Genomic DNA, 22,429 nt, shown 5'->3' on the forward strand with positions numbered 1-22,429 from the left:
TGGGTTAAAAATGGCTAAATCTTGCCAAACGTCGTCAAATAGCTGACTAATATCTCGATATTATCTGCGCTATTTTCCTTGTTTGACTGCAATTTGTCTCATTTTTATCGCCATTTTTAAAATGAGGATACGCCCTAACTCATAAATAACAACGCATTTATAATAATTTGATAAACGAAATAACGGATTTCCTATGACTAGTAATGGTACATCTAACAACCAAACCTCTACCGAAGTAGCAGCTGTAAAGCGCGTATTGACTGGTATCAAACCGACTGGCACTCTACATTTGGGTAACTACGTTGGTGCGATTCGTCCAGCCATCCAAGCTATTCAAAACAGTGACGATGAAGCATTTTTCTTTTTGGCAGACTATCACGGCATTATTGGCTGCTACGACCCCGCTATCATTCATGAGTCGACCAAAGCGATTGCCGCGACTTGGATTGCCTGTGGTCTAGACCCAGAGCGTGTGACGTTTTATCGTCAGTCAGACGTGCCTGAAATTCCAGAGCTAGCTTGGATCTTAAACTGCTCATGTGCCAAAGGGCTAATGAACCGTGCTCACGCTTATAAAGCAGCGGTCGATATCAATATGGACAAAGAAGACGTCGATCCTGATCAAGGTATCAATATGGGGCTGTTTGGCTATCCAGTACTGATGGCCGCTGATATCTTGATGTTTAATGCCACTCACGTACCTGTTGGCCGTGATCAAATTCAGCATATTGAAATGGCACGTGATATTGCTGGCACTTTCAACCATCGTTACAAAACCCTATTTACGCTACCGTCAGCGGTCGTCGATGATGATATCCCGTTATTGACGGGTCTTGATGGCCGTAAGATGAGCAAGAGCTATGGCAATACCATTCCTCTGTTCGGTGATTCTAATCCGCAAGTCAGCGCCGAAAAACAGATGCACAAAGCCATCATGAAAATCGTCACCAACTCGCAACTGCCTGAAGAGCCAAAAGATCCTGATGATTCAGCTATCTTTGAGATTTATAAGGCGTTTGCGACGCCTGAAGAAATTGCTGACATGCGTGAGAAGTTTGCAGCTGGCATTGGTTGGGGAGATGCAAAAAAAGCTCTATTTGACAAAATCAATGACGAAATCGCCCCATTCCGCGAACGTTATCAAGAGCTAATGGCCAATCCAAAAGAGCTAGAAGAAATATTGCAAATGGGCGCAGAAAAAGCCCGTCGCCATAGCCGTAAGCAATTAGACAAGACTCGCCGTGCCATTGGTATTCGTCCACTTGCTAAGCTTAAATAATCGTTGCTTAAATAATTGTTTCACTGGCGCAACGTGTCATCAGAGTGGGTGCTAAACGTGCAGACTGAACCAAAAACTAAACAGGCGGCTTTGTCTAAAGCCGCCTTATCTGCCATGGCTGATTCAACTTCTCAGCCTACAGATCCTCAGAGCGAGCATGATGAATCAGTGAACCCTGATATGTCGTTACGTATCTATCAAACGCCCGTGCAGCATTTACCAGCAGATCTTTATGTACCGCCGCAAGCATTTGCGATTTGGTTAGAACAGTTTGCGGGTCCATTGGATTTTTTGTTGTATTTGGTCAAAAAAAACAATGTCGATTTGACACAAATGCCGATTTTGCCAATTACCGAGCAGTACTTGGCTTATATCAGTGAGTTGGATACTGAGCATTTTGAATTGGCAGGCGACTACCTACTGATGGCATCGACGTTGATTGCCATCAAAACAGAGCTATTACTGCCTAAACCAGAAGCACCTACCGATGAGCGCGACCCAAAGGCAGAGTTGATTGAACGTCTTGAAGCCTACGCTCAAATTAAGGTAGCCAGTCAGCGCTTGGACAATTTGGTTCGTCTTGAGCGCGATGTGTTTTTGGCAATGGTCAGTATGCCTAGCCAAGACGTTATGAGTGCTGAATTGCCGAGCTATTCACCTACCTTGCTGATTGATAGCTTATTTAAAATGCAGCTACAACCAGACTATCAAATGCATACCATCAAAGTCGATGCCGTACCACTTGCCGATCGCATTGCCAGTATTAGTCGGCAGCTGAGCACGGATGGTGCTCACTCGTTTTATGAGCTACTGGATAAAGCACAAGGCAAGATAGGCGTAGTTGTAAGCTTCGTCGCGGTATTAGAGCTGATAAAACGGCAGCTGGTTGGTGTGGTCCATACTGAGACAGATAGCAATATCACCACCTCTGCGCCCCACGAGTCTGACCAGCCCAATATGGAAAATGAATCCACAAAACTCACGTTACAGTGGCTGGCCTAACAAGCGTCAGGATGGTTTCCTAGCCTATCCTTCATCCAAAACACAGTATTGAAATAAGAGCACATTTTAGATGGTAGATATTGACGACCCAAAGCAGCAGGATGAGACCCAAGAGCCGACTACGGTGACTGCATCTTCATCAGTTAACGCACAACTTGCAGTGCTTGAAGATGTGAGCAAGCGTATTGAAGTGCTCTTACATGCCTCAGAAGCACCGCTGACAGCACATGCATTGAAGAAGCATCTGTCATTATCTACCAAAGCATTAAAGCAGGCCTTAGACGTGCTACAACAGCGACTGGATACGGGTGTGCTCACACTACATGAGACGGCCAGCGGCTATCGTTTGCAGATATCGGATGACTATAGCAGCCTCATTCAGCGTATTTTTCCGCAGCGTCAAGAGCGTCTTAGCCAAGCGTTACTTGAGACCTTGAGTGTCATTGCTTACAAGCAACCCGTGACACGCAGCGATATCGAGCAAGTACGCGGTGTGACATTATCGAGTAATATACTGCGGCAGTTGTTTGATAAAGGCTGGATCGTCGAAAAAGGTTTTAAAGACACCTTAGGCCGTCCCGCATTACTCCATACCACCGCGCAATTTTTGGATGCGTTTGGGTTGAGCCACTTAGACGAATTACCACCGATGCCAGATATGGACGCCATAAGAGCCATGTCTTAGATAATTTAAATAAAAATATTTAACATCTTAGGGCGTGTCCTCAATTCAATCGATAGTTATTTAAATGGGTTAAAAATGGCTAAATCTTGCCAAACGGCGTCAAATAGCTGACTAATATCTCGATATTATCTGCGCTATTTTCCTTGTTTGACTGCAATTTATCTCATTTTTATCACCATTTTTAAAATGAGGACACGCCCTAGAACATAATTATCAAAGTATCGTTACTCACATAAAAAAGGACAGACCGCATAGGATCTGTCCTTTCTTTGAATGGCTAATTTTGAATCAATATCAAAGCTTAGCAATAAGTCCCACTCACTCATTTTTACTGATTAATAACATCTACACCCTTTGGTGGGTTAAATTTAAACTGACCGCTACCAATACTTGGGTTCATCTTGATGCCGCTAAACTTGATAGAAGTCGTCTGACCTAGGGTATCATTTAACACCATCATGACAGGTTTGCCGCCACTAAAGCTGATTGAAAGGTCTTTGAAGCTCGCATTGTCTGATTTTGGGTACAACACGTAGTAGTTTTTATTGTCATACGGCTGAGTGATTTTGAAGTTTTGATCGATTTTGCTAGGGTCACCTGATAGCAGTAATGCTGGGGTGTTACCTACTTGGCTATCGACATTTTGTTTGGTCGCTTGCTCTAAATCTTTGTCATAAACCCACATCGAGTTACCATTGGCAACGATTAGCTGCTCTGATGGTGATTTGGTTTCCCAGCGGAAGTTATTTGGACGCTGGACGCTCATAGAACCTGTAAATGTGCCGCTGCTTGCGCCTTTGGTGGTTTGACTAAAGTTGGCCGTCATACTCTTGGTATTGGTCAGCAATTTATTCAAACGCTTAGCAGCGGTTAAATTGTCAGCAGGTGCCGCTGTTGCCGTTTGGGTCAAAGCCATCATAGGGGCTGCAATACCAAGCGAGGTCATTAATACGCCGGCTAAAGCACCGCTCATCATTTTTTGTTTGGTCGATTTTTTCGTTGATAAAGTCATCATTAATCCTCTCTAAAAAAGCATCATCGCTTTAAAATTGTCGCTTAAAAAAATAAAACAGCTTACTAAAATTTTTGTTTTCTATAAATGCTTATTTTACCAAGATAAAACTGGTTACCATCAGCAATGGCAACAGTGTGCCAGTTTTTTTATTACACGCCTAGTCATGATTTGCAATCTTTACTACGGCTGCCATACACGCTTGTAACCAATACAGTTACACGATAAAAGTTCGCATTTACCATTATCAGTTATTGAAGCTATATTAATAAAAATGCCTCATCAAAGCCTTTGAGAGCGCCAACATACCGTAGTAGCTTTAAAAACATTACCCATAAAACGTATCATTACTCTCTTTATGGCACGCTATAAATATAAAAAGCCCCTACTACCATAAGGCAATAGGGGCTTTTTTCATTATCCAATCATCTCATTCAAAGAATAAAATGACTTAAGTGGACAATTATGCGTTTTCAACCATAACATAACGACGGTTAAATTTGCCTTTGGTCGCAAACTTTACAACACCGTCATTCAGTGCAAATAAAGTATGGTCACGACCCATGCCAACGCCTTCGCCTGCGTGGAATTCTGTACCACGTTGACGAACGATGATGTTACCAGCTGTGATAGCTTGGCCACCAAAGATTTTTACGCCTAGCATTTTTGGGTTTGAATCACGACCGTTACGAGTCGAACCGGCAGCTTTTTTATGTGCCATGAGAAAATCTCCTTGTTAATGTGACTTATCGCTGGTGCGATAACTCTTAAGCATTTAGTGCGCTATTTAGCAATAATGGCTAAATGGATAATTAGGCATTAATGGCTTTGATTTTTAACAAGGTGTACCATTGGCGGTGACCTTGTTCTTTGTGATAATGCTTACGACGGTTGTGCTTGATGATACGGATTTTTTCGCCGCGACCATGCTCAACAACTTCAACTTCTACGCTAGCGCCATCAACAACAGGCTGACCGATTTTGACGTTATCGCCGTCAACAACCATCAACACGTCTTCAAATTTGATTGTTTCGCCTTTCTCTGCTTTAAGCAATTCAACTTTAAGCAATTCATCGACGACTACACGGTGCTGTTTACCACCAGTTTTAATTACTGCGTACATTGTATGACTCCGTTTAACCCGTGTGCCGTGGCTGATGTTATACCAACGCTTTTACGACGAACACGACAGGGAAAAATTAAAGGCAAGATTTTACGGCTTTTTGCTCATAAAAGCAAGCCGCGCCTCTTGTTTTTGCAAGGTGGTTACACTAATGACCATCTCTCATTTTGCTATAACGGCTGCTCACCAAGGAAAGGCGATAAACGACAATACGAATATAAGCATGAGAAATAGTAATGATAAGTGATAGATTAAGCCCAACAGCGGCCATTATAACTTATGCAATCAGTTACTTACAGCCTTTTATAAGCCATTTATGTGACTAAGCAGCATGCAATACACCAACAGCCATATATGCAAAGCCTGCAAAGTTTTTTATAAGTTTTATGCTACTTAACGTAGAGGGTAAGGCCTGTATAAAATGCGCTCTATCTATTATGACCATATACTTTAACCAACAATTTAAAAATATAGCTATGCTATCATAAGCGAAATAATACCTTACCTATAGATAGATGAAGTCAAGGTTATAACAACTCTCTTTATTCTTATTAATATGACTATTTATTATGACTAGTATCTCTTTAAATAACACCGTGCCTGCTTCTCAATCAACGCCACGCTATGCTGATATTCAAAGTATTGTGGCCCATGATTTTGAGGTGATGGACCAGCAAGTATTTGGCAGTCTCAATTCAAAAGTACAGCTCGTCATGAGCGTCTCTCAGCATGTGATCAATGCTGGTGGCAAACGTATGCGCCCACTGATTACGTTGTTGTGTGCACGTATGTTTGATGACAATCCGTCAGAAAAAGCCATGCATCTGGCCGCCATCACTGAGATGCTGCATACCGCGACGCTAGTCCATGATGATGTCATCGATGAGTCGGGGCAGCGCCGTGGTAAGCCAACGGCAAATGCCACATGGGACAACGCCACTGCCGTTCTGGTCGGCGATTATTTGATTGCCCGTGCCTTCAATCTGTTGGTTGGGTTTCAAAGTTTGCCATTGTTGCAAGTGTTCTCAGATGGGACTTGTGATATCGCTGAAGGCGAAGTGTTGCAGTTACAGCATCAGCATAACCCTGCCGCGACAGAAGAAGACTACTTGCGCATTATCGATGGCAAAACATCACGCCTGTTTATGATGGCAACCCAAGGTGCCGCTATCTTGCAGGACAAAACAGAATACATGACGGCATTGGGCGATTTTGGGCAGCATTTTGGCAATGCCTTTCAGATTATCGATGATGTGCTTGATTATAGTGGTGATAGTGAGGTGATGGGCAAGAACCTAGGCGATGATTTAGCAGAGGGCAAACCTACCTTGCCCACGATCAAAGCACTTGAGCTACTCAAAGACAGCGACACCGAAGGCTATGAGCAACTTCGTATCGCCGTACAAACAGGTAAAACACCGAACGCCGAGTACCTTATCGAGTTGGTACGCAATTCGGGCTCATTGGCTTATTGCAAGCAACGTGCTTGGGAAGAAACCAAACTGGCACAACAAGCCCTTAGCACGCTACCAGACAATCGTTATCGTCAAGGTTTATATCAGCTGACTGAGCTTGCTAGTGCGCGTTTGCTATAGCGCTACGGTCATTATCTGCTGCTCGTAGTTTTGGCTGATAGGTTTATGCCGATCGTTTTTGTGCCTATGATTATTGTGCCCATAGTTGATAGTTGATAGCTGCTATCAGAAAACTGAACCACGCTTGATAAACGCTATAGGCAATCTACTATAAAAAAGTGACAACGTTAATGGTGCTTGAGGTCTCTCTGACACCTCTGCACCTATAGTCTGTTCAATATAAGTTGGATACAAGGAAGCCGAGTGAAAGTGCTACAAATAGTAGGCTAAGCGAGACTGACACCGCACCCAATTTATAGAGGATTGACTATCGTTACTTTCGCTCTTTTTCGAATTGAATCAACCCTATTAGAGACCTAGACGACAGTGGTCAGTATTAAAGGTTGCTAAAACGGTCATTTTGTTGACAAAGGTGATTTTTCACCGCTTAAAGACCTTATTCCTTATATGGCTTTGCATTTATAACAAAAGTTTACAATATATTTTGATGCTAGGTTGTACCTGACTCTATTAGCTGGTAATAGAGACAACGCTTACTATGACGTTACTTCATTAATTCGTAAAACGTAATATTACCATTTTTTAGTCCAACTCATCTCGCAAATCACTTGACTGTAGGGTTACCCCAATAGTTTATAATGACCCATCAAATTTATGAATCCATTCTGTGGATTGCTTAGGGTTTGTCCTCATTTTTATTACCCTTTTCAAAATGAGAACACACCCCAGTCTATTAGTTCTATATATTTAGCGCTAGCAAGCCCTTTATATTCAGTACACCAAACTTATTGATCGATTTTTATACTGTCATTATTTTTATACACATATCGCCGAGGACATTGATGAAGCACTCTTATCTTGCGCTTGTAATAGCATCTGTACTATCTGGAGCTGTACTGGTTGGCTGTGACAAAAACGAGGACGCCGCTGGTGAGCAAGCCGCACAGCAGCAAATGCCGCCCGCGGTTGTCAACGTTCAAACAGTCACTCTCGATACCGTCCCTCAAGTACAAACTTTTTCTGGACGTACTGCAGCCTACCAGATTGCTGACGTCCGCCCACAGGTCAGCGGTGTCATTGACGACGTGCTATTCCGTGAAGGAAGCAATGTCAAAAAAGGTCAGCCATTGTATCGCATCAATACTGATAACTATGCCTCGTCTATAAGCAGTGGCCAAGCAGCCGTACAACAGGCACAGGCCAACTATCAGACAGCAATGGCCAATAGCGTCAATGCACAAGCTGATCTGGTTAGCCAACAAGCAACACTGTCTCAAGCACAGAATGACTTGCAGCGCTTAAGCGGATTGGTCGAAATTAATGCCATCTCTAAACAACAGTATGACCAAGCGGTAACAACTGTCCGCACGGCTCAAGCTGCTGTACAAAGTGCCAATGCTTCTATTGGTCAAGCAAAAGCTGGCATTGAAAGCGCAAAAGCAGGTATTGAAAGCGCAAAAGCAGGTTTGCAAGCCAGCTCATTAGACTATAGTCGTACAACAGTACGTGCCCCAATCTCAGGTCGAAGCGATCGCTCAAACTTTACGGTGGGTGCGTTGGTTAGCGCCAGTCAAGCTGAACCACTCGTGACGATATCACGCCTAGATCCTATCTATGTCGATATCAGCCAGTCTTCTTCTGAGTTGCTAAAACTCCGCCAGCAGATAGCAGAGGGTACGGCCCAGCCAGGTATGAACTCCGTTGAATTGGTGCTAGAAGATGGCTCTGTTTACCCAGTACGTGGTGAGCTTGCATTATCAGAAGCCAAAGTTGATGAGTCAACAGGTGCTATCACCTTGCGTGCTATTTTCCCAAACAGTAACAATATTCTGCTACCAGGTATGTACGTCACTGCACGCTTGACGCAAAGCATGATTACCAACGCGGCTCTCGTCCCTCAAAGCGCTGTGACCCGTACGCCTAAGAGTGAAACGCAAGTCTATATCGTTGATAAGAATAATAAAATCCAAGTACGTCCAGTCACCATCAATGGTACTTACGATGGACAATGGGTTGTCACTGATGGCTTGAAAGCGGGTGATAAGGTGGTTGTGATTGGTGGTGCTAAGGTCAAGCCTGAACAAGAAGTGGTCGCCAAACCACTAGAAAGTGCAAATCCAGCGCCATCTGCCAAAAAAGCGCCTAATGGCAAAACGCCACAGCAAGCCGCAAAAACGATGGATAAAAAGCCAGCTGGCGATGAGACTTCTAGCAAAAAACCAACAGAAGCCGCTGCCAACTAATTCCATTCAAGACAGGAAGACTTAGGGATATACTATGTCACGTTTTTTTATTAATCGCCCTATTTTTGCATGGGTGCTGGCTGTTTTGGTCATGCTCATCGGGGTAATATCCGTTCTCAATCTACCGATTGAACAGTATCCACGTATTGCACCGCCAACGATTTCAGTCAGTGCAAGCTATCCTGGTGCCAATGCGCAAACCGTAGAAAACTCAGTCGTACAGATCATTGAACAGCGCATGAAAGGCCTAGATGGCCTGATGTATATGTCATCATCGAGCTCGTCAAACGGTGGTGCGTCAGTAACGCTGACCTTTGAAAATGGTACCGACTCTGATACTGCGCAAGTACAAGTACAGAATAAACTACAAGCCGCGATGAGCTCGTTGCCGGAATCTGTACAGCGTCAAGGCGTCAACGTCAACAAATCCTCTAGCAGTTTTATGATGGTGCAGGCGTTCATCTCTGAAGATGACAGTATGGATCGGGCTGATATTGCCGATTATATTAACTCTAATGTCCTCGACTCGATCAGTCGTGTCGAAGGTGTGGGTGAAGTACAAGTTTTTGGCTCTACTTATGCGATGCGCGTATGGTTAGATCCATCACGCTTGCGTAGCTACAACATGGTGCCATCTGACGTCGTCAATGCGATACGAGCACAAAACGCTCAGGTATCTGCTGGTCAATTGGGTCAAGCACCTGCCGACACAGACAAACAGGTTATCAACGCCACTGTTACTGTACAAAGCTATCTGCAAACCCCTGAAGAATTTAAAAACATTCTACTCAAAACCGACACCTCGGGTGCGCAAGTACGCTTGGGTGATATAGCAGATGTCGAAATCGGTAGTGAAAACTATAGTGTTGTTTCCCTATATAACGGACAAGAAGCCGCCGGTCTAGGTATTTCACTTGCGGGCGGTGCCAATGCGCTGGAAACCCGCGAAGCTGTTGGCGCACGTATGGCCGAGCTGGAGCAAAACTTCCCAGCAGGTCTAGTATCAGTTGTTCCTTATGACACAACGCCATTTGTACGTCTCTCTATTGAGCAAGTAGTACATACGCTTATTGAAGCCATTGTATTAGTGTTTATCGTCATGTTCATTTTCTTACAGAACTGGCGCGCAACCATTATTCCGACACTTGCCGTACCTGTCGTTCTATTGGGTACATTTGCAGTGCTTTACATTGCGGGCTTTAGTATCAACGTGTTGACTATGTTTGCCATGGTATTGTCCATTGGTCTATTGGTCGATGATGCGATCGTCGTGGTAGAGAACGTTGAGCGAATATTAGAAGAAGATCCTCACATCTCTATCAAAGACGCGACCATCCAATCCATGGGTGAAATCAGTAAAATCGTTATTGGTATTGCGCTTATTTTGTCCGCAGTATTCATACCGATGGCGTTCTTCGGTGGCTCAACTGGTGTGATTTATCGTCAGTTCTCTATTACTCTGATTACCAGCATGACGCTCTCTGCCATGGTCGCGCTGGTGTTCACCCCTGCCCTCTGTGTGACATTGCTAAAACGTGGCAAGAGTCATGAAAAAGGCAGTACCGAAAAGCAAAAAGGCTTCTTTGGTTGGTTCAACCGTGGCTTCTTTAAACTTAGCCGCTCTTACGAAAACTTTGTAGGCAAAAGCATTCGTTTTAAATGGCTATATATGGTTGGTTATGCTGCCATTATCGGTATCATGGCAGTTGTATTCTTACGTATTCCAGGCTCGTTTTTGCCAGAAGAAGATCAAGGTATTATGTTTACCTTGGTTCAGCTTCCTGCTGGCTCGACGTTGGATGAGACGCAAGACGTACTGGATAAAGTCAGAAACTATTACGATACTCAAGAGACGGATAACATTGAGTCAGTCTTTACCATTGCAGGCTTTAGTTTTGCAGGTCAAGGTCAAAATATGGGTCTGGCATTTGTTCGATTGTCGGACTGGGAAAAACGTTCTGGCGATGAAAACACGGCTCAGGCTGTTGCTGGTCGAGCGATGGGGTATTTCTTTACGCAGCTAAACGAAGCACAAGTATTTGCCATCGTACCGCCAGCGATTACCGAGCTTGGTAATGCCAGTGGTTTTGATTTAATGCTACAAGACAGTGGTAACCTCGGACATGATGGGCTACTTGAAGCCCGAAACATGCTCCTTGGTATGGCTGGACAGAGCGATCAAGTGGCGGGCGTACGTCCTAATGGTCAAGAAGACTCGCCACAACTTAAAGTGAATATCAATCAAGAACAAGCGGCGGCGTATGGCCTGTCACTAAGCAATATCAACAGTGTCATCTCAACAGCCTGGGGCTCAAGCTACGTTAATGACTTTATCGATCGTGGCCGTATCAAACGCGTCTATGTACAAGGGGAAGCCAGCAGCCGTACCAACCCTGATGATATTGGTAAATGGTATGTACGAAATGACATGAACGATATGATTTCGTTTGATGCCTTTTCTAGTAGTGAGTGGCAGTCGGGCTCACCGCGTCTTACTCGCTATAACAGCTTACCGTCAATGAATATTCAAGGTAGCGCCGCACCCGGTCTCAGTACTGGTGAAGCGATGAGCTCAATGGAAGCGATGATAGACAAGCTCCCTGAGGGTATCAGTTACGAGTGGACAGGCATGTCATTGGAAGAGCAAAAGTCAGGTGCCCAAGCGCCAATGCTTTATGCGCTTTCAATCCTAGTTGTCTTCTTATGTTTGGCGGCTTTGTACGAAAGCTGGTCGATACCTGTCTCTGTCCTACTAGTGATTCCACTTGGGGTCTTAGGTGCGGTAATATTTACGTGGCTACGTGGTTTTGCCAATGATATCTACTTGCAAGTTGGTCTACTGACTGTCGTTGGTCTATCCGCCAAAAACGCCATTTTGATTATCGAATTTGCAAAAGAGCACCAAGAAGAAGGTTACAGTCTCAGAGAGGCCGTCATGACTGCTGCACGTCAGCGTTTGCGTCCGATCATTATGACCTCACTTGCCTTTGGGCTGGGTGTTGTGCCATTATTCTTGGCGAGTGGGCCAGGTTCAGGCAGTCAAAACGCCATTGGTACTAGTGTTGTCGGTGGTGTAATCACAGCGACCCTTTTAGGTATCTTCTTTATCCCAATGTTCTATATCTGGGTCCGCAGTGCGTTCCCGCATAAATATGAGAACAACACACCCAACGATAAAGATGGTGACAATGGTACGCCTGACTCACACAACCCAACGCCTTCTGAGAGTTATCAGCCTGCAAGTCTTGGAGACAATACATAATGAGTGCTCAAAAAACAACTATCACTAACTCGTCATCGGTAGCTATTACAGCTATCGATGCGCAGCCAGCGCTGTCACGTTTGCGCAAAAACAGTGGTCGCCTATTAGGTTTGACTGCGTTAGTAATAAGCATGGCCGCTTGTAACACGATTCCAAAAGCAGATATGCGCCCTGTACTTGCTGAGCCTAATATTCCGGTTCAGCAAGCCTATGGCGCGTATGACAAAGAAACTGTCAGTAGTGCTGATCAGGCAAGTATCGCCAGTCAACGCTGGCAGAACTTCTATAGCGATGAGCGCCTAAAAGGTCTGATTGCTCTCGGTCTTGAAAAAAACAAAGACTTTGAAAGTGCGCGCCTAGCCATTGAAAAAGCACGGGCCCAATATCAGATTACCGATATTAATGACCTACCCGCTATCAACGGCAATGCTGGTTATACTCGTTCAGCACAGAATCGCACTGATCGAAATGCTAGTAGTAGCTACAGTGTCAACTTGGGCCTTGCCAATTACGAGCTAGACTTTTGGGGTAAAATCTCAAGCTTAAAAGATCAAGCATTGCAGAACTTTTTGGCGACCACAGCAGCCAAAGATGCCACTCAAATCAGCTTGATTAGTAATATTGCGCAAAGCTATGCCAATTTAAGCTACAGCTTAGCGCAGTTAAAGCTGGCTGAAGCTACGGTTAAAAGTCGTGAGCGCTCGCTCTTTATCGCGGACAAACGCTTTGAAGCAGGTATTGATCCTAAGCTACCTTCATTGCAGGCCTCTGCAGCGCTAGAGAATGCCAAGCTTGCCGTATTACGTGCGAATACCAGTATTCTCAAGTCACGCAACGCACTGCAATATTTGGTCGGTGGCGCTATTCCAAATGCTCTTATTCCAAAACCTGCCGTCAGTAATATCACCAGCCAGCAGATATTTAATGCGGGTCTACCCAGTGAATTACTGCGCTATCGTCCTGACGTTTTACAAGCAGAATACAACCTAAAAGCCGCTGGTGCCAATATCGAAGTGGCCCGTGCTTCTTACTTCCCATCTATTAGCTTGACCAGTAGTGTGGGCGTGAGTAGCGGTAGCTTAAATGACTTGTTTAAAAGTGGTGCCGTTGGCTGGTCATTTGGGCCAAGCATTAGCGTACCTATTTTTGATGCAGGCCGTTTAGATGCCAATTATGATGTGGCGCAGATTGAACGTAAGCAGACGCTTGCTGGTTATGAGCGCTCTATTCAAACGGCATTCCGCGAAGTGTCAGATGTGCTTGCCACGCGTGCAACTCTTGGTGAGCAGCTCGATGCACAGTATCGCCTGCAGGATAATTTTGAGCAGACGTATCAGATAGCAGATGCACGCTTTAAGGCAGGTATCTCAAACTATCTAGATGTACTTGATGCGCAGCGTTCACTGTTCTCAACTCAGCAAGGTATCTTGAATTTAGAGCTACAAAAAATCATTAGCCAGATTGAGTTATATCAAGTGCTCGGCGGTGGTTCAAATCTAGACATACCGACTGCCATTCCTGTGCCGCAACATACCAATTTAGCGCAAATCGCTAATGTAGCTGCCAATACCAATAAGGCAAAAGCGACCAAGGCTATCGATGCAGCTGGCTCGGCACGTGTTGCTTCTCAACAAGAAGCAGTGGCTATCAAACAGGCACAACCTGTAGAAACGACTACCTTTACCCCTACTGCTGTTGTCGATGTTAACGATGATGGTAAAAAAGATGCTGCCGTAGGTGTGATCACTGAAGAAACGCGCTTAATTAAAAAATAGTGTAGAGTCAGTTCACGTTACAAAGATTGTTAGGCCTTAAATTAGACAATCATCATCTTGTGACGTAACGGTATCCTCACATTGACAGTCGATACGTACAATCAGCCCTACCGACTTGGTGGGGCTTTTTGCTTTTATTGACGTCTTTTGGTTATAGTATGGTCGATTCAATTTAAAAGTAGTACAAGGCAACCGAGTGTAGATGTATATTAAATACTTCAAGCGAGGTTAATGCAGTAATACTTATATAATGATATGACTATAGTGACATTTTATCGAACACACTGTTACCTATATGAATTCTATAAAAAATTGGACTGCTTTATAAAGCAGATCTAACAGAGCCTGACGCAGTTAACATCCGAATAACCCTGATTGTAATTAAAATAAGGAATTATGATGACTTATACTTTTAATCGCCAATACCCTGCTACTCGCTTGCGCCGTCTACGTTATAACGATAACGTGCGAGCGATGATTCGTGAAGTTGAACTACATCCTAAGCATTTCATCGCTCCCGTCTTTGTATTAGAAGGCGAAAACCAGCGCGAAACAATTGCGAGTATGCCAGGTGTCGAGCGCCTATCCATTGATCTACTGATTAAATATGCCAAAGAGCTATTGGCAGAAGGTGTTACGACCATCGATATCTTCCCTGTGATTGATAACTCACTAAAGACACCGGATGGTAGATCAGCGTATGACGAAAATGCCCTGACAGCACGTACGATCAAAGCGGTCAAAGACGCTGTGCCAGAAATGGTCGTCATGACTGATGTGGCGCTAGACCCTTACACTTCACATGGTCAAGATGGTCTGCTTGATGACAGCGGTTACGTCATCAATGATGCCACCATCGAAGTATTGGTCAAGCAAGCACTTGTACATGCACGCGCGGGCGCTGATATCATCTCTCCTAGTGACATGATGGACGGCCGTATCAAAGCCATGCGTGATGCGTTTGAAGCCGAAGGTTTTGTCAATACCGCTATCATGGCCTATTCAGCTAAATACGCCTCTTCTTATTACGGCCCATTCCGCGATGCCGTCGGCAGTGCTGGAAACCTAAAAGGCGGCCATAAGAAACAGTATCAGATGGATTTTGGCAATCGTGCAGAAGCATTACATGAGGTGGCAATGGACATCAATGAAGGTGCTGATATGGTGATGATTAAACCTGGTCAGCCATACTTAGATTTGATTCGTGAAGTCAAAGATACCTTTGGCGTACCAACCTTTGCTTATCAGGTCTCTGGCGAATATGCCATGCACATGGCTGCCATTCAAAACGGCTGGTTGAGTGACGCGGTCATTTTAGAATCATTAATTGGCTTCCGCCGCGCAGGTGCTGATGGCATCTTGACTTACTTTGCCCTAGAAGCCGCACGTCAGCTAAACAATGCTTAATAGTATTTAACCTATATTTAATCTCACAAAAAAAGCCCCAACTACTATTAAGCAGTTGGGGCTTTTTTTGAATATTTTTTGATAAATATAGTCAAAGAACTCTAAAATGGGTACATGGGTACAAGGCAGCCGACTGCAGATTGTACATCTAAGGAGGGTAACACCGTAGCGGTTTAGCAGTTCGCTGACTATAAAACTATAGACGTGCACGGTTATGTGGCTCATTAAAATCAATCACTGGGCCAGCAGGTATGATACGCGTAGGATTAATATTGGCATGACTGGTGTAATAATGCTGCTTGATATGCGTCATATTCACCGTCTCTGCTATACCTGGCACTTGGTATAAATCACGCAGATATCCCCATAGATTTGGGTAATCAACGATACGATGCAGATTACATTTAAAATGCCCGACATACACAGCATCAAAACGTACCAAAGTCGTAAACAATCGCCAATCGGCCTCTGTTATGGTATTGCCTACCAAATAGCGCTGACCTGACAGGCGTACCTCTAACGTATCTAGTGCGTCGAATAGTGCGGTCACGGCTTCTTCATAAGCCTCTTGTGTGGTCGAAAACCCTGCTTTATATACACCATTATTTATCGCAGAGTAAACAAAGGCATTAATCTCATCAATTTCTCGTAATAACTCGTTCGGTAAAAAATCACCTGCTACAGCACCAATTTCGTCGAAAGCTGAATTAAACATACGGATAATTTCTGACGACTCATTGCTAACGATGGTGTTAGTCTGCTTGTCCCATAAAATAGGCACCGTGACGCGCCCTGTATAGTCTGGTTTTGCCGCGATATAAATCTCATAGGCATTCGATGCATGGTTCAGTGGATCGGTAATAACCCCTTCTCCTGCTGCAAACGTCCAACCATTCTCACCCATAAACGGATGAACGACAGACAGTGAAATCATATCCTCTAAGCCTTTGAGCTTACGATAAATCAAAGTACGATGTGCCCATGGACACGCTAGCGACACGTATAGATGATAGCGGTTAGGCTCAGCTTTAAAGCCGCCTATACCTGTAGGCCCTGCGCTACCATCTACTGTGACCCAGTTTCTAAAACCAGCATCTTCACGCTGAAAGTGTCCACCGCTAGACTCTGTGTCATACCATTTGTCTTGCCATTGCCCATCTACCAATAGACCCATCTTATTCTCCGATTTTTCTGACTTTTATTTAACTTTTGTGAAAGATGATTGGTTCTAACTTATCATCATGATAACAATCACTTCATTTCCAGAGATATCATAGCAGTTGTAGGCGCTTATTCATGAGACTTTACCCTTTCATTAACAATAAAAACTAAACCAGTTAAGCAAGACATTTAGTAAAAATACATAAAAAATCTTTCACAATACTCAATATAAGGCTTAATCCTAAATTTTATAATAATAAGGCAGAATTATGATAAAAAAGACTTGCAAAATTTGAAAAACTTGCTAAAATGCATGACCTAAATAGGCGTATAGCTCAGTTGGTTAGAGCGCTACCTTGACATGGTAGAGGTCGTTGGTTCGAATCCGATTACGCCTACCAGATTCGAAAAGCCCCAATCTTAAGATTGGGGCTTTTTTTTGTCCGTGAAATATAGGCTGTAGCGGAAAAGGAAACTATACGTCGATGCAAATTTCCTCTTTTCTCACTTTCAGCAAACGTCATCAAAAAACGTGTGTGCCCAAATTGTGCCTAAGTTGTGCCTGCTCTCTATTTAGCATTCCTTCCAGAGTAGCACTTTTGACCTCTACCCTGAATCATCTAAAGCGCTCTCAAGATTAATTTACTTCTCTTTATCTAGCGACTCGTTAGGTACATAAGTAAATAAATCACCTACTTCAATATCTAGTGCCTCACAAATTTTATCCATAGTGTCAAAATCTATTCTTGAAGTCTGTTCGTTATAGATCTTGTGCACTGTTGACTTGCTAATTCCTGTCATTCTTATTAGATCTGCCACCTTCATACGTCGTTCAGCTAGTAGCACTGGTAAATTACATAAAATCATTAATAATTCCTTAATAGACTAAAAAAGTACTTGCATCGACTAACGATAGCTAGTAAAGTACTTCTATCGAATAACAAAATACTTTCATAGAATTATTTGTTATCTCGATAAAACAACCTAGTTATTTAATTGGCTTACAAGGAATTTATTATGTCACATACTTACCTAACTACCCAAGAGCTTTCTGAGCTCATCAAATATAACCCTCGTACTATCCGTAATGAGCTCAAGGATAGTGTGCTTATCGAAGGCATTCATTATATACGCCCGTTCGGTGGTCGTAAGATTTTGTACATTTGGGAGGAGATTGAAAAAGATATGCGCACTGGTATCGCCGGTAGCGTCAACGCCATGGCACTACAATAAGGAGAAATATGATGGCTAGTATCAGAAGGCGCAAAGGGAGCAATATGCTATTTGTCGATTTTTATTATATGGGTATACGCTGTCGGGAGACGACAAACCTAACAGACACACCAGCGAATCGCAAGAAGCTTGAGAAAGTGGCTGAGAAAATGAAAGCAGAAATCATCTTAGGACTGTTCAATTACGCTAAGTACTTTCCAAAAAGTGACAAAGCGGCACAGATGGTAGCGTTAAACGATCGCAAGGAATGTATTAATACCGATACGCCCTCTTTTGAACAGTTTGCAGAATTATGGTTCTCTGAAAAAGAAATTGAATGGCGCGATACCTATAAGCGCAAAATAAAGGAGATTATTGATATGTACTTGATTGCTAAGTTTGGGACTAAACCCATTCATCTCATAAAAAAGACAGATGTATTAGCCTTCCGTTCATCGCTCGCCAAAGTAACGTACGGAAAAGCTAACAAACATCTGTCAGCGGCACGCATCAATTCGATAATGGTACCTTTAGGTATGATACTAAAAGAAGCAGCTAAACGCTATAAATTTGATAATCCTTACTACGATATCAATGCGCTCAAACAGCCTAAAACGGATATTCAACCATTCACACTAGATGAGGTTTGGAAATTTATTAATGGTGTAAGAGCAGACTATCGCAATTATTATCTGGTACGTTTTTTTACAGGGATGCGTACGAGTGAGATTGATGGGTTGACGTGGGAGAACATTGACTTTAATCGACGTGAGATTGTGATCAAACAAGCTTATGTCAAAGGCAAAATTGTTCCTCCTAAGACTCAAGAGTCTTACCGTGCAATTCAAATGTCACCTTGGGTCTACGATGCTCTGAAGCAACAGCAGACCATCACTTATAAGCGATCTGACTATGTATTTTGCGCGCATACGGGTGAGCCACTTGACTACAACAACGTGAATAAACGTGTTTGGCACCCTACTCTTAAGATTTTGGGTCTGAAGAAGCGTAATGCTTATCAGTCTCGTCATACCGCAGCAACGCTATGGTTGGCTGCTGGCGAAAGTCCTGAGTGGATTGCCAGTCAAATGGGACACGCTACAACTAAGATGCTATTCAACACATATAGCCGTTACGTACCGAATATGACTCGGCAGGATGGTAGTGCATTTGAAGCATTGGTCAATCGCAGTCAGATTGCTCAGGTATCTACCGATAAGGGACCTCACAATGAAAATGATTGATTACGATAAACTGCATGCGACGTTTAAACCTAGTGGCTATGTCAGTAATGGCGCAGATAATATTGCTAACTACCTCATTTGTGAGCTCTATATTCAGTCAGGTACTGGTTTGGCTAGGTTCCTAAGTATTGATAGTTGCTTTGATAATCATACGGCGCTGCGCATATGGGTACAGAAGCGCTTAGAAACTAATCTCGACTATGTCTTTGATGATATGTGTAGTCAGCTACAGAGTGAGCTCTACGAGCTACTACCACAAACTGGCTATGGATACTAAGGAGGGTATTATGAGCATGAACTTCGTCTTTGATTCAGCTCTAGAGGATACAGCAAAGCGTTTGTGCCATGAGTATTGGTCCTATGTGTCGCCCAGTGATTATATAGCGCATTTAGAACTGCTTTGTTATGAACACAACACGGAGACTGATGTTTTATTTGCTACACTTGCAAAATGTCAGGTTTATTTAGATGACGTACACTGTGAATACTGTGGTCGTCCCTATCAATTAGATGTCCCAGCAGATATTCCTCATGCAAGGAGATTGAACTCTTGGTTTTGTGAGGGGTGTATTAGCTTTTCTGGTGGACAGTTTGTCCTAGGCAGGTAAATCTTGAAATAGTTAGAATCAAAAAAACAAAAAAGCCTCAGCTCAAAGTTGGGGCTTTTTCAATTTAGTCAGTTCAGCTATATTTTAGCTAAAATTTTTATCAGATTACACTTTACAGACTACACTAGCTTCTTTAGCCTTATCATAGACCCCGTAAGCATCTAGTCCTAAAGACTCCACATCATCAAGATATTTCTTTGTACCTTTTTCAAGTGGGCCTTTCCAATCTGGGTCATTGAGTGGGTCTAGGATATCGACAACTTCGTCTCCTTGATCGATAGCTGCTTGTAGTTGCGTTGAGTAAGTCTTATCCCACATTGACCCTACTTTTTTGCTAAGAGTCATACCTGAATTGTCATCAATAACTTGTTTCAAGTCCTCTGGCAGACCTTCATACTTATCTTTATTCATAGTTACCATTAAAGCAGAACTATAAAATGGCATATTGGTATGATACTTCGTCAACTCATTTAGTTTGAAAGTCTCCATAGCTTCCCATGGAAAGCTCAAGCCATCAACGACACCACGCTGTAAAGAAGTATATATATCATTGGCAGGTAGCCCAACCGGAGATGCTCCCATGCTCTCGATGATGTCACCTGCAACGGCTGAAGGCCTACGAATACGCATACCTCTCATATCCTCATGAGTTCTGATCAATTTATTAGTACTGTGCAAGGTTCCAGGTCCTGTGGCAAACATAAAGAGCAAGTGAGAATCTTTATACTCGTCAGCAATCGTACCATTGTCATACAAGGTTTGCAGCATACAGCCTGTTTGTGTTGATGAGTTAGATAATCCTGGAAGCTCTGCAATCTGAGATAGTGGGAATCGACCACTTGTATAACCTTGTACTTGTGAGCCAATATCAATGGTTCCTTTTACAGCAGACTCATAAGCTGTATCCGCTTTACTGATAGTGGCCGAAGGATATACCTCAACTTTAAGACGCCCGCCCGAATCAGCTTCGATTTTTTTTGCCCAAGGTTCAAAAATCTCTTTATTAATATCAGATGTTGCAGGATAGAAATGTGAGAAACGTAAAACAGTGGTCTCTTCTGAAGAAGTCGTACCATTACTAGATTGGTTTGAACAACCTAAAAGGCTCATCGCGGCTAGCACACTTATCAGAAAAATGGGTGCTAATTTCATTATCAATTCCTTTTGATAGTAGTCATAAGTTCATTAATTTAACTTATGTTTTTATAGTATTTGACAGGTAAGTTAAATACACCATTAGTAGTGGTTATAAATAATTAGGTCAATATATACTTAACGTACAACTGAACACTCATCTGAAATTAGCAACTAAAGTGATAGCTGTCAAATCATTTAATGACTATTCTCTAACGTTTGTGATAATGTAATACCTTACAAACATCGGCTAGTTAAGTACGCTAGGAATTCAGATATTGCTTGCTTTTCTGGTATCCAGACCCTTTTAATACGCTGTTTTTGCAACCCACTGTCCGCAATGATTTTGTAAAAATGTATTGAAAGTAAAAATGTTAATAAGATAAGTAGTTACCTAATACTCTTGAAAAGCATTGACGCCTTATAAGAGTCTAATCGATATAAAAGCACTCTTACTTTTGCATCGTTCGATCTCAACAAGTGAGTATATATATACAAGGAAGAACAGAATGACAGGGATTGAATTTTATACTAATGGTCATATTGTCAGCGAAGCTGACAGCATGCGCCAAAAGCTAGGGGTTTTAGCAAAACAATATTCTGCCACCTCAGCTATAATCATTACAGATGCTGGAATCTCCGAACTAGGCTATGTCAATATCGCCCAGCAATCCTTACAGGAAGCCGGTGTTAATGTCGTTGTGTTCGACAGTGTCGTTGCAGACCCGCCCATTGAAATTGTTGAAAGCGCTATTGAGTGTGCAAGAGACAATAAATGTGACTTGATCATTGGCTTAGGAGGCGGCAGCTCTATTGATACAGCAAAGATTGTCGCCCTATATCCAAACGACTTTCAGTCCGTTAATGATATTTTGGATAAAGATATTAGCGGTTTCAAAAAACTGCCGCTATTTGCAATACCGACTACTGCAGGTACAGGTGCAGAGTCCACTTTTGTCTCCGTGATTACCGCAAAGGATGGCAGTAAAAAGGCTATTTATACTCCTAAAATTCTACCTGATGTCGCCATTTTAGATGCAACACTGACACTAAAATTACCTCGTCATATCACTGCAGCAACCGCGCTTGATGCTATGGTGCATTGTATTGAAGCCTACACGAGTCGTACTAAAAAGAATCCTATTTCAGATGCATTAGCCCTAAAAGGCTTACAAATGCTTTGGAATAATTTTGAAAAAGTGTTAAACCAAGGTGACGATATTGATGCTCGTGCCGATATGCTGTTAGGTTCTACGTTAGCAGGCATCGCCTTCGTCAATGCCTCTGTAGCCGCTGTTCACGGGCTCTCCTACCCGCTTAGTATTAACTTCCACATTCCACATGGACATGCTAATGCACTCGTCATGTGCGGTGTTTTTACATTTAACTTATCAGAAGCTGCTCCTCTATACGCAGAGCTTGCTCGTGCTGTCATGCCTACTCAAACAGCTGGAATGACAGATTTAGACGCAGCGACTTCATTTATTAGTCAACTAAAAATATTTTTGGAAAACAGTGGTCTCAAATACCGTTTAAGTGAACTAGATATTACAAAGAACGATATTCCTGCTCTAGCCGACATAGTTATCAATACCTATGCGCGACTAATTGCCACCAATCCCAAAGATATGAATTTAGAGGAAGTCACTGCAATATATGAAGAAATAGCCTGATAAGAAATACTTT

The 22,429-nt window shown here is 43.0% G+C and carries 19 protein-coding genes and 1 tRNA gene; 14 read left to right on the plus strand and 6 right to left on the minus strand.

Annotated features, from left to right (window positions below; all coding sequences use genetic code 11):
• Window positions 1-193: 193 nt before the first annotated feature.
• The 3 genes from QL982_RS04400 (at window position 194) to scpB (ending at window position 2,966) form a co-directional block, all read left to right on the plus strand.
• Window positions 194-1,279, plus strand: a complete 1,086-nt coding sequence (locus tag QL982_RS04400) for a tryptophan--tRNA ligase (RefSeq protein ID WP_290164189.1) — start codon at window positions 194-196, stop codon at window positions 1,277-1,279.
• Between the two features lie 180 nt (window positions 1,280-1,459).
• Window positions 1,460-2,281, plus strand: a complete 822-nt coding sequence (locus QL982_RS04405) for a segregation/condensation protein A (protein WP_290164204.1) — start codon at window positions 1,460-1,462, stop codon at window positions 2,279-2,281.
• A gap of 70 nt (window positions 2,282-2,351) precedes the next feature.
• Window positions 2,352-2,966 carry an SMC-Scp complex subunit ScpB gene (gene scpB / locus QL982_RS04410; RefSeq protein ID WP_290164188.1) on the plus strand — a complete coding sequence of 205 codons (615 nt, stop codon included), beginning with the start codon at window positions 2,352-2,354 and terminating at the stop codon, window positions 2,964-2,966.
• 328 nt (window positions 2,967-3,294) lie between these two features.
• Here the strand turns inward: scpB and lolA are convergent, their stop codons facing one another.
• From lolA to rplU, 3 genes are all read right to left on the minus strand, one after another.
• Window positions 3,295-3,978 carry an outer membrane lipoprotein chaperone LolA gene (gene lolA, locus QL982_RS04415; RefSeq protein WP_290164785.1) on the minus strand — a complete coding sequence of 228 codons (684 nt, stop codon included), beginning with the start codon at window positions 3,976-3,978 and terminating at the stop codon, window positions 3,295-3,297.
• A gap of 463 nt (window positions 3,979-4,441) precedes the next feature.
• Window positions 4,442-4,699, minus strand: a complete 258-nt coding sequence (rpmA, locus tag QL982_RS04420; RefSeq protein WP_201536385.1) for a 50S ribosomal protein L27 — start codon at window positions 4,697-4,699, stop codon at window positions 4,442-4,444.
• A 91-nt stretch (window positions 4,700-4,790) separates the two neighbouring features.
• The gene (rplU, locus tag QL982_RS04425) at window positions 4,791-5,102 is read right to left on the minus strand and encodes a 50S ribosomal protein L21 (RefSeq protein ID WP_057761012.1); all 312 of its coding nucleotides are present in this window, start codon (window positions 5,100-5,102) and stop codon (window positions 4,791-4,793) included.
• A 569-nt stretch (window positions 5,103-5,671) separates the two neighbouring features.
• Between rplU and QL982_RS04430 the strand changes: the two genes are divergently transcribed.
• From QL982_RS04430 to hemB, 5 genes are all read left to right on the plus strand, one after another.
• A complete protein-coding gene (locus QL982_RS04430; RefSeq protein ID WP_290164778.1) occupies window positions 5,672-6,697 on the plus strand; it encodes a polyprenyl synthetase family protein in 1,026 nt (341 codons plus the stop codon).
• An 842-nt stretch (window positions 6,698-7,539) separates the two neighbouring features.
• Window positions 7,540-8,940 (plus strand): efflux RND transporter periplasmic adaptor subunit, encoded by a 1,401-nt coding sequence (locus tag QL982_RS04435; RefSeq protein WP_290164779.1) that lies wholly within the window; start codon window positions 7,540-7,542, stop codon window positions 8,938-8,940.
• A 34-nt stretch (window positions 8,941-8,974) separates the two neighbouring features.
• On the plus strand, window positions 8,975-12,202 hold the full coding sequence (locus QL982_RS04440; protein WP_290164780.1) for an efflux RND transporter permease subunit: 3,228 nt from the start codon (window positions 8,975-8,977) through the stop codon (window positions 12,200-12,202).
• Window positions 12,202-13,977 (plus strand): efflux transporter outer membrane subunit, encoded by a 1,776-nt coding sequence (locus tag QL982_RS04445; RefSeq protein WP_290164781.1) that lies wholly within the window; start codon window positions 12,202-12,204, stop codon window positions 13,975-13,977. Before QL982_RS04440 ends, QL982_RS04445 begins: the two co-directional genes overlap by 1 nt.
• A 399-nt stretch (window positions 13,978-14,376) precedes the next feature.
• Window positions 14,377-15,384: a porphobilinogen synthase gene (hemB, locus tag QL982_RS04450; RefSeq protein ID WP_290164782.1), complete on the plus strand. Its 1,008-nt coding sequence runs from the start codon at window positions 14,377-14,379 to the stop codon at window positions 15,382-15,384.
• A gap of 196 nt (window positions 15,385-15,580) precedes the next feature.
• Here the strand turns inward: hemB and QL982_RS04455 are convergent, their stop codons facing one another.
• The gene (locus tag QL982_RS04455; RefSeq protein ID WP_290164783.1) at window positions 15,581-16,558 is read right to left on the minus strand and encodes a glutathione S-transferase family protein; all 978 of its coding nucleotides are present in this window, start codon (window positions 16,556-16,558) and stop codon (window positions 15,581-15,583) included.
• Window positions 16,559-16,869: 311 nt separating this feature from the next.
• Between QL982_RS04455 and QL982_RS04460 the strand changes: the two genes are divergently transcribed.
• Window positions 16,870-16,946: transfer RNA gene (locus tag QL982_RS04460), tRNA-Val, on the plus strand.
• Between the two features lie 241 nt (window positions 16,947-17,187).
• Here QL982_RS04460 and QL982_RS04465 read toward each other — a convergent pair.
• Window positions 17,188-17,412: a helix-turn-helix transcriptional regulator gene (locus QL982_RS04465; RefSeq protein WP_095570171.1), complete on the minus strand. Its 225-nt coding sequence runs from the start codon at window positions 17,410-17,412 to the stop codon at window positions 17,188-17,190.
• A 150-nt stretch (window positions 17,413-17,562) separates the two neighbouring features.
• Between QL982_RS04465 and QL982_RS04470 the strand changes: the two genes are divergently transcribed.
• Genes QL982_RS04470 through QL982_RS04485 form a run of 4 tightly spaced genes read left to right on the plus strand, consistent with a single transcriptional unit; the run spans window position 17,563 to window position 19,609 of the window.
• Window positions 17,563-17,778, plus strand: a complete 216-nt coding sequence (locus QL982_RS04470; RefSeq protein WP_075107543.1) for a hypothetical protein — start codon at window positions 17,563-17,565, stop codon at window positions 17,776-17,778.
• 11 nt (window positions 17,779-17,789) lie between these two features.
• Window positions 17,790-19,001, plus strand: a complete 1,212-nt coding sequence (locus tag QL982_RS04475) for a DUF3596 domain-containing protein (protein ID WP_290164892.1) — start codon at window positions 17,790-17,792, stop codon at window positions 18,999-19,001.
• Window positions 18,988-19,278 carry a hypothetical protein gene (locus tag QL982_RS04480; RefSeq protein WP_290164891.1) on the plus strand — a complete coding sequence of 97 codons (291 nt, stop codon included), beginning with the start codon at window positions 18,988-18,990 and terminating at the stop codon, window positions 19,276-19,278. Before QL982_RS04475 ends, QL982_RS04480 begins: the two co-directional genes overlap by 14 nt.
• 10 nt (window positions 19,279-19,288) lie before the next feature.
• Window positions 19,289-19,609 (plus strand): hypothetical protein, encoded by a 321-nt coding sequence (locus QL982_RS04485; RefSeq protein WP_290164890.1) that lies wholly within the window; start codon window positions 19,289-19,291, stop codon window positions 19,607-19,609.
• A 105-nt stretch (window positions 19,610-19,714) separates the two neighbouring features.
• Here QL982_RS04485 and QL982_RS04490 read toward each other — a convergent pair whose 3' ends face one another.
• Window positions 19,715-20,761, minus strand: coding sequence for a TRAP transporter substrate-binding protein (locus QL982_RS04490; protein WP_290164889.1), 1,047 nt, complete (start codon window positions 20,759-20,761; stop codon window positions 19,715-19,717).
• A gap of 491 nt (window positions 20,762-21,252) precedes the next feature.
• On the opposite strand from QL982_RS04490, the gene QL982_RS04495 reads away from it, so the two are divergent.
• Window positions 21,253-22,416 carry an iron-containing alcohol dehydrogenase gene (locus QL982_RS04495; protein ID WP_290164888.1) on the plus strand — a complete coding sequence of 388 codons (1,164 nt, stop codon included), beginning with the start codon at window positions 21,253-21,255 and terminating at the stop codon, window positions 22,414-22,416.
• The last annotated feature ends 13 nt before the right edge of the window (window positions 22,417-22,429 follow it).

Origin of the sequence: Psychrobacter sp. 5A.1 (assembly GCF_030407455.1) — a bacterium.
Taxonomy (GTDB): domain Bacteria; phylum Pseudomonadota; class Gammaproteobacteria; order Pseudomonadales; family Moraxellaceae; genus Psychrobacter.

Bases quoted from the DNA above. Each gene is read 5' to 3' on its own strand.
- QL982_RS04400 (WP_290164189.1), top strand. From the start codon at position 194: ATGACTAGTAATGGTACATCTAACAACCAAACCTCTACCGAAGTAGCA.
- QL982_RS04405 (WP_290164204.1), top strand. From the start codon at position 1,460: ATGTCGTTACGTATCTATCAAACGCCCGTGCAGCATTTACCAGCAGAT.
- scpB (WP_290164188.1), top strand. From the start codon at position 2,352: ATGGTAGATATTGACGACCCAAAGCAGCAGGATGAGACCCAAGAGCCG.
- lolA (WP_290164785.1), bottom strand. From the start codon at position 3,978: ATGACTTTATCAACGAAAAAATCGACCAAACAAAAAATGATGAGCGGT.
- rpmA (WP_201536385.1), bottom strand. From the start codon at position 4,699: ATGGCACATAAAAAAGCTGCCGGTTCGACTCGTAACGGTCGTGATTCA.
- rplU (WP_057761012.1), bottom strand. From the start codon at position 5,102: ATGTACGCAGTAATTAAAACTGGTGGTAAACAGCACCGTGTAGTCGTC.
- QL982_RS04430 (WP_290164778.1), top strand. From the start codon at position 5,672: ATGACTAGTATCTCTTTAAATAACACCGTGCCTGCTTCTCAATCAACG.
- QL982_RS04435 (WP_290164779.1), top strand. From the start codon at position 7,540: ATGAAGCACTCTTATCTTGCGCTTGTAATAGCATCTGTACTATCTGGA.
- QL982_RS04440 (WP_290164780.1), top strand. From the start codon at position 8,975: ATGTCACGTTTTTTTATTAATCGCCCTATTTTTGCATGGGTGCTGGCT.
- QL982_RS04445 (WP_290164781.1), top strand. From the start codon at position 12,202: ATGAGTGCTCAAAAAACAACTATCACTAACTCGTCATCGGTAGCTATT.
- hemB (WP_290164782.1), top strand. From the start codon at position 14,377: ATGACTTATACTTTTAATCGCCAATACCCTGCTACTCGCTTGCGCCGT.
- QL982_RS04455 (WP_290164783.1), bottom strand. From the start codon at position 16,558: ATGGGTCTATTGGTAGATGGGCAATGGCAAGACAAATGGTATGACACA.
- QL982_RS04465 (WP_095570171.1), bottom strand. From the start codon at position 17,412: ATGATTTTATGTAATTTACCAGTGCTACTAGCTGAACGACGTATGAAG.
- QL982_RS04470 (WP_075107543.1), top strand. From the start codon at position 17,563: ATGTCACATACTTACCTAACTACCCAAGAGCTTTCTGAGCTCATCAAA.
- QL982_RS04475 (WP_290164892.1), top strand. From the start codon at position 17,790: ATGGCTAGTATCAGAAGGCGCAAAGGGAGCAATATGCTATTTGTCGAT.
- QL982_RS04480 (WP_290164891.1), top strand. From the start codon at position 18,988: ATGAAAATGATTGATTACGATAAACTGCATGCGACGTTTAAACCTAGT.
- QL982_RS04485 (WP_290164890.1), top strand. From the start codon at position 19,289: ATGAGCATGAACTTCGTCTTTGATTCAGCTCTAGAGGATACAGCAAAG.
- QL982_RS04490 (WP_290164889.1), bottom strand. From the start codon at position 20,761: ATGAAATTAGCACCCATTTTTCTGATAAGTGTGCTAGCCGCGATGAGC.
- QL982_RS04495 (WP_290164888.1), top strand. From the start codon at position 21,253: ATGACAGGGATTGAATTTTATACTAATGGTCATATTGTCAGCGAAGCT.